General features: G+C 48.3%; 6 protein-coding genes. 1 reads left to right on the top strand and 5 read right to left on the bottom strand.

Features of this window, described 5'->3' with window-relative positions; genetic code table 11:
• Positions 1–1,108 (bottom strand): glycosyltransferase family 4 protein (locus NC99_RS09555; RefSeq protein ID WP_053182884.1); only part of this gene is annotated, 1,108 nt, incomplete at its 3' end.
• A gap of 124 nt (positions 1,109–1,232) precedes the next feature.
• Positions 1,233–2,201, bottom strand: a complete 969-nt coding sequence (locus NC99_RS09550) for an outer membrane protein assembly factor BamB family protein (protein ID WP_162231190.1) — start codon at positions 2,199–2,201, stop codon at positions 1,233–1,235.
• A 112-nt stretch (positions 2,202–2,313) separates the two neighbouring features.
• Between NC99_RS09550 and NC99_RS22110 the strand changes: the two genes are divergently transcribed.
• Positions 2,314–2,685, top strand: coding sequence for a hypothetical protein (locus tag NC99_RS22110; RefSeq protein WP_162231189.1), 372 nt, complete (start codon positions 2,314–2,316; stop codon positions 2,683–2,685).
• Between the two features lie 13 nt (positions 2,686–2,698).
• On the opposite strand, the gene NC99_RS09540 is transcribed toward NC99_RS22110, so the two are convergent.
• The 3 genes from NC99_RS09540 to NC99_RS09530 form a co-directional block, all read right to left on the bottom strand.
• The gene (locus NC99_RS09540; RefSeq protein WP_053182874.1) at positions 2,699–4,270 is read right to left on the bottom strand and encodes an FAD-dependent oxidoreductase; all 1,572 of its coding nucleotides are present in this window, start codon (positions 4,268–4,270) and stop codon (positions 2,699–2,701) included.
• Between the two features lie 60 nt (positions 4,271–4,330).
• The gene (locus tag NC99_RS09535; protein WP_053182871.1) at positions 4,331–4,735 is read right to left on the bottom strand and encodes a GxxExxY protein; all 405 of its coding nucleotides are present in this window, start codon (positions 4,733–4,735) and stop codon (positions 4,331–4,333) included.
• A gap of 65 nt (positions 4,736–4,800) precedes the next feature.
• Positions 4,801–7,155 (bottom strand): NAD(P)H-dependent oxidoreductase subunit E, encoded by a 2,355-nt coding sequence (locus tag NC99_RS09530; RefSeq protein ID WP_082326400.1) that lies wholly within the window; start codon positions 7,153–7,155, stop codon positions 4,801–4,803.
• Positions 7,156–7,157: the final 2 nt, after the last annotated feature.

Below are 7,157 nucleotides of genomic sequence, written 5' to 3'. Positions count from 1 at the left end.
CGCCTTCCGACAAGCCAACTACTTCGGGGAAAGCGCCCAGTTCTGGCTGCACCAGTGGAATCCCCGAAGCCAAAGCTTCCAGCTGGTAAAGGCCAAACGCTTCACCATTTAAAACGGGAACAGTCAGCAGCGCCACGGTATCAAAGAAATTCTGGCGCGAAGGATTTTCAAACTCTTCGACCCACAAAACGTCATTTTCTAACCCGGCCGCTTCAATTTTCTTTTTTTGTTGTTTAATGAAAGCGGTATCATCATTGGTTTTGCCTCCGGTAATCTTCAATTTTACCGGGCTGAAAGTTTCATCTTCCTTTAGCAGCAGAAAGGCATCGACTAAAATCCCCAGTCCATTTTCCTCGCACATACGCGAAATATACCCAATGACAGGATCTTTTTCCTGAACGGGCTTGACCAGGTAATCGGCTGAGTCCACGCCAATGTGATTGACAAATAGTTGCTCCGGACGAATATGCATGCGCTTTTTCATCTCTTTCGCATAAAAATTACTGACTGAGATAAATGCGTCAACCTCGCGGCCACGTGCTTCCATAATTTGCCAAACTTCTTCGCGGTGCTTGTCGCTCATCACATCTACCCACACATCCTCATCCTGCAAAGAGCAAACCACCGGAATATTCATTTCCTGCTTGATCCGACGCGCCAGTCCCAGCAACAAAGCATTCGAAAGGTGCACCACATCCGGTTTCGCTTCATCGCGCAACCATTCCACCAAACGCTCCAATTCCTCTTTTTGCAAACCTTCCTCACCCAACAACATCGAAACGGTCATCTCTTCCAGCCCTTTCGCCCGCGTTGAACCGGCGTTTTGTGCCGCCAGGTTTAGAACTGACTTTGAATTCAGCATCTTATCAACAAAGACCGGCATGTGCCGAAAGACCGGAAAACGCTGTTTCAGGTAAATGTCTACCGCACCGTAAAACACCGGCACTTCATTCAAATCGTGTGCGTCTTCGAACAAGGGCAGGTAAAGCGGAACCTTAATTACCTCCTGACCTAAATCCTGCAAAGCCTTCATGTACTTACTATCGCGCAAACAGTTGCCGCAGTAAAAACTGCCTCCTGAACCTGGAATGATATGTGCTATTTTCATAGTAGACCTTTTTCTAATCCATAATCTCTAACAAAGTCATTTCGAATTTATTTCGGAATCTTTTATAAATGGCAGACCCTGAAATAAATTCAGGGTGACTCGTCAAAGGAACGTCTCTTTATATTTATTTACGCCCCAAGATGTAAATTCTTCCATCGTTGGCGCCAATGATTATTTTTCCGTCGTAAATCGCTGGCGAGCTCATCATCTGGCTACCCAATTCGTACCGCTGCAATTCCTCTCCGGTTTGTAAGTTATGCATAAAAAGCATACCATCCATCGTCGCTGTAATGACTTTATTTCCGGCAACCACCGATGAGGAGTTGATCCGGTTCGACAAGCGCTTCGTCCAGACCAATGTTCCGTCTTTCCGATTGAAACAATACAACTGGCGGTCTTCATTTCCCAAAACAATGGAATTGCCCGAAATGGCTGGCGAAGCAATGAAAGGCAAGTTCTTTTCCGCATTGTCGTAGGTCCAGCGTATGGTACCATTTTCCAGATCGACCGCAAAAAAGCGTCCTTCATAATCGCCAATGTAGGCTTCATTTCCAACAATGGCCGGCGATGATGCCATGTAAGTTGATAATTCAATTTTGCGGCTCACCTGCCCCTTTTGGAGGTTGACCAAGTGCAAAAAGCCATCACATCCGCCAAAAACAACCATATTCTTGTATAGCGCCGGAGCTCCATTGATAAAATTGTCGGACTCGTATTGCCACAAACCTTCCCCGCTGGCCAAATTTACGCCATGTAGAAAGTAGTCGTAACTGCCGACTGCAATTACAGTCTGCCCATTGGCTGTGTGCCAGTTTGCCGAGCCGATGATCTGGTTGTCGGTTTTGTATTTCCAAACCACCGCGCCATCGCTTTGGTTCAGACAAAACAACCAGCCGTCCAACGAGCCAAAAATGACTTTCCCATCCAGCAACACTGCGGGCGCTTCAATGGCATTTTCGGCATTAAACTTCCATTTCAATTCACCTTTTAGGTTGAAGGCGTAGAAATAGCCATCGGTTGATCCGCAGTAAACCACACCGTCTTTTACCACCGGCGAAGCTTTGATGTCATCTTCGGTTTGAAAGGAAGCCAACAACTGCAACTGGTTTGGCAACTCATGGGCAACGGAGGCGGTTAGCTGTTGGTTGCCCCGAAAGATGGGCCATTCGGACTGAGCAAACAGCGCATGAGTCCATAAAATCAGGATGCTTATTGCCAGGCATCTCCCGATTGGTGCCGACCATCGTATGGGTTTTGCGGTAGATTCAGAGCTTGTTGCAGTGCTGTCAGCAGCTGTTGCAGTGCCGTCAGAAGTTGTTGCAGTGTTGCTAGAGCTTGTTGCAATGCATTCGGAGGTTGTTGCATTACTGTCCGGGGTTGTTGCAGCCCATTCAGCAGCCGTGGCAGTGCTGTTAGTGGTTGTTGCAGTGCTGTCAGGGGTTGTTGCAGTGCTGTCAGGGGTTGTTGCAGTGCTGTCAGGGGTTATTGCAGTGCTGTCAGGGGTTATTGCAGTGCTGTCAGAGCTTGTCGCAAGTCTACAGGAAAAGATACCCCGCATAGTTGTTCTTCTGGATTGAATATTGATCGTCATCATTTAAGTTGTTCCTCCGTATTTGTTTTGGCTAATGCTCCGGTCGGGCATTTTTCGGCCACCAACGCAGCGGTTTTTTCCAAGGCCTTCTCCACGGACTCGGAAAACGGCACGCCCACCTTCACATCAAAGCCCCGCCCGATGAATGAAAACCCAAAGGTTTCCTGGTATTGCTGGGTGATACGTACGCAAATGCCACATTTGATACATTTGGCCGATTCGTAAACGATATTTTGCGGCGCAAATTCTTTTTCAACTTTAAACCGCTCATCGTATTGAAAGCGTTTTTGCTGCGCGCCATAAATGTCTGATAGTTCTCGTAGTTTGCAGCTTTCGGGATTCCGGCAATCGCAGTGCAGGCAGCGTTTCGCCTCGGCTACCGCTTCTTCCATCGTGAAACCAACCGCTTTTCCACGCGTGGCTTCCAACCGCTTTTCATCCACCGACTCTTTCAGGTACTCCACAAACTCCGTTTCCTGCAACTTACCAAACTTCGAATTGAACCGACTTGGATAAGGTTTCACTTCTTTTGTTTTGAAATACTGGTCAATGACGAACGCCACTTCCTTACCCTGGCCAACCGAGCGAACTGCCAACTTGGAGGAGCGCAACGCATTGCCAATGGCAAAAACCTTGTCAATCGAAGTTTGATACGTGTCTTTATTGACTTCGACACCTGTTTTTGAGAGGCTGATCCCCCACCCTTTCAATTGGCCGTTTATGGCGCCGGTTGCCAAAACCACCGCATCATTTTCCTGCTGAAGTTGCTCCAATCGTTGCTGGTCGACTTCAACATTGAAATGGGTTTTGATATCCGAATTCAGAATGGCCGAAAATTCGGCTTCCATTACCTTAGCCGGTAAAACAGATTCTTCAATTTGAAACAAATCACCACCCGCCTTTTCGTTCTTTTCAAAAATAGTAACCTGATGACCCGCCTTGTTCAGGTAAAAAGCTGCAGCCAGTCCGGCAGGTCCGGCACCAATGATGGCCACCTTTTTGCCTGATTGTTCTTTGGGCTGAACGGGAGTAACACCCTTCTCCAGCTCCTGGTCGGCACTAAAGCCTTTCAGTAAACAGATAGAAACTGCCTCATCAACCTGCTTACGTCGGCAACCCGCCTCGCAAGGCGCCGGACAAATGCGTCCGAGGATCGCGGGCAGGGCGATGTCGCGTTTCACCACCTCAATGGCCTTGTCGTGATTTCCGGCAGCAATCAGCCGGTTCATCAGTGGAATATTCATGTGCGCCGGGCAAACCAACTGGCAGGGTGCTTCGCAGTCGCCCACGTGCTCGCTCAGCAACAGTTCGAGCGAAGCTTTCCGGGACTCACGGCATTCGTCATCGTCGGTAATAATGTTCATGCCTTCCATGGCTGGCATCGAGCACGAAGCCATCAGCCTGCCGTTGCGTGTATCCTTCACCAAGCAAACCATGCAAGAAGTAAAATGCCCCGTTCCCTCCAGATGACACATCGTTGGAATGTCAATCTGAAGCGTACGGGCTGCTTCCAAAAGCGTGGTGCCTTCGGGAACGGTGATGGGCTGGGAGTTTATTGTTAGTTTGATCATAATCGTCTGAACCTTGGGTTATGGGATTAAGGGTTACCAATTCTTCGTCTGAACCTCGATTTATAAGATTAGAGGATTACCTTGATTTTTTTGGTTGAACTTTTTGTTGTTGAGCCGCTTAAAATCCAAGCTCCTCGCTCCGAAATTAATCAATAGACCAACTTCCAAGTCGTAAGCTTCAAGGTAGTTAATGGCTTGGGCTAAATGCACATCCTCCAATTTTATAATTGCTTTTAATTCAACTGAAATGTTCTCCTCCACCAGAAAATCGACCCGTCGCGTTCCGATCTGATGATTCTTATAATAGATCGGCATTTCCTGTTCTCTGGAAAAATGAATTCCACTATCCGCCATTTCAATTTCCATTGCCCGTTGATAAATGATCTCTTGGAAACCGTTTCCAAGGGCGGAATGAATCCTCATGGCACATCCAATGATTTTATGCGTCAATTCTTCATATTTCATAACCAGTCACCTTCTCTTTAACTACTAAAAAATCCTTCCATCCCAATCATCCCGCAAATCCCGGTTCAGACTACCTCCACCGCATCTACCGGACAAACTTGCCTACATGCATCGCATTTGATGCACAGTTCGGTGTTGACCGAATGTTTTTTGTGCGGCTCGAATTTGATGGCGTCAACCGGACATTTTTGGGCACACTTGGTGCAACCGATGCACTCATCGTTGATGGAATAGGTGATCATCGCCGTGCATTTACCAGTCGGACAGCGACCTTCAATATGGGCCTCATATTCTTCGTAAAAATACCGTAAGGTCGTTACAATGGGGTTGGGTGCCGATTTTCCGAGGTTACACAAACTGCCTTTCCGGGTCCATTCAGCCAGGTATTTCAGTTCTTCCAGGTCTTTTTTTGTTCCTTTTCCTGAAGTGATCCGGTTCAGGATGTCCAGCATGCGCTTGGTTCCAACCCGGCAAAAGGTGCATTTTCCGCAGGATTCATTCTGGGTGAACGACAGGAAATAGCGGGCAATATCCACCATGCAATCGTCTTCATCCAGCACCACCAGCCCGCCGGAGCCCATCATGGCACCAACTTCGAGCAAGGAATGGTAGTCGATGGGCGTGTCGTACAACGAAGCCGGGATGCAGCCCCCCGAAGGCCCGCCAACCTGCACCGCTTTGAATTGTTTGCCATTTTGAACACCACCGCCAATTTCTTCCACAATCTGCCGGATCGTGATTCCCATGGGCACTTCAATCAGTCCGCCCCGGTTGACCTTGCCCGTCAGCGAAAACACTTTGGTACCTTTGGAGTTTTCCGTGCCAATCTCGCTGAAACGGCTTTCGCCATTGCGAATGATGTAAGAAACCTGGGCGAAGGTTTCGGTATTGTTGATCAAGGTTGGAAAGCCCCACAAACCTTTGTGCGCCGGGAACGGCGGTCGAATGGTGGGAAATCCGCGATTGCCTTCGATCGAAGCCATCAAGGCAGTCTCTTCGCCACAAACAAAGGCGCCGGCTCCTTCATAAATCTGAATATCAAAACTGAAGTCAGAGCCCAATATATTTTTGCCCACCAGGTTTTGCTCACGGCAATTGATCAAGGCCTGCCGGATGCGGGTGACCGCCAGCGGATATTCCGCCCGAATATAGAAATAGCCATCGGTAGCCTGCACTGCCCAAGCGGCGATCAGCATGCCTTCGATCACCCGGTAGGGATAAGATTCGAGCAACATGCGGTCCATGAAAGCTCCCGGGTCACCTTCGTCGCCATTGCAAATCAGGTATTTTTTTTCTGCTTTTTCTTTTTCAACCAGTTCCCACTTCAGCCCGGTTAAAAAGCCGGCACCACCGCGGCCACGCAATCCGCTGTCCTTCACCATGCGAATCACATCATGCCGATCAGTTTGCAATATCCTTTTCAAGGCATCGAAACCACCAAAACTTCGATATTCATCCATATCCAGTGGATTGAGCACACCGCGATGCTCGGTAGCAATGGGTAGCTGACGATCCAAGAAGCTGGACACCATTTCGTCGCGAACATCAATGGCATAGCGGTCAACGCCTTCCCAAACCGTGTCGGTCTGCATTTTTTCCAGCCAATGAAAGGTATTGGATCTCAAGCGATCAATCAGCCCTTTGGGTTTGAAATGCTCATGAATAATATCGGCTACCTCGTTGGGTTTGACTTTCGCGTACAGCTTACTTTTTTTGTTTTCATCAATCACTTCAACAAGTGGAACCTGGTGGCACATGCCCACGCAGCCCACGTTTTTCAGTTGCAGGTTGATGCCCGTTCCTTCAATGGTTTGTTCAATCTCTTTCTTCACCTCATCGCTGCCACTGGCCACACAGCATGAGCCCAAACCAATGCGAATTTCGCCCTGAAACTCGCTGCCATCGGCATTTCGATACTTGCTTTTTTTGCCCGTTTTGCCAACTTGACTTTCAAAATCTTGCAAAACCGAATCGACTTTGTCAGTAGTTACGTGACCGTAAGTGACATCATCGACCTGAACCACGGGTGCCAGCGTGCAACATCCCAGGCAGGAGACTTTTTCCAGCGTATAATTTCCTTCAGCATCCGTTTCCTCATCACCTGTCAGGTTGAAGTGGCGCTTAAAGGCATCGTACACCTGCCCTGCCCCTTTCACATGGCAGGCGGTTCCCACACACACCTTAATCAGGTGTTGGCCCGCTTTCTTCATTCGAAACTGCGAGTAAAAGCTGGCTACACCGGTAATATTTTCGGGGGTAATCTCCGTCGTGTCGCAAACATGCCGCAAAGCTTCTTCAGGCAGGTAGTTGTATTCATCCTGAATGGCCTGCAAAATCGGAATCAGCGCCTTTTTCGTGTTTCCCTTTTGCTGAATAACTTTGTCAACCTGACTAATGATCTGTTGAATTTCTTCTGTCATTT

Source organism: Sunxiuqinia dokdonensis, assembly GCF_001270965.1.
GTDB classification, from domain to species: Bacteria; Bacteroidota; Bacteroidia; order Bacteroidales; family Prolixibacteraceae; genus Sunxiuqinia; species Sunxiuqinia dokdonensis.
This window is presented reverse-complemented; position numbering and strand designations above follow the sequence as displayed.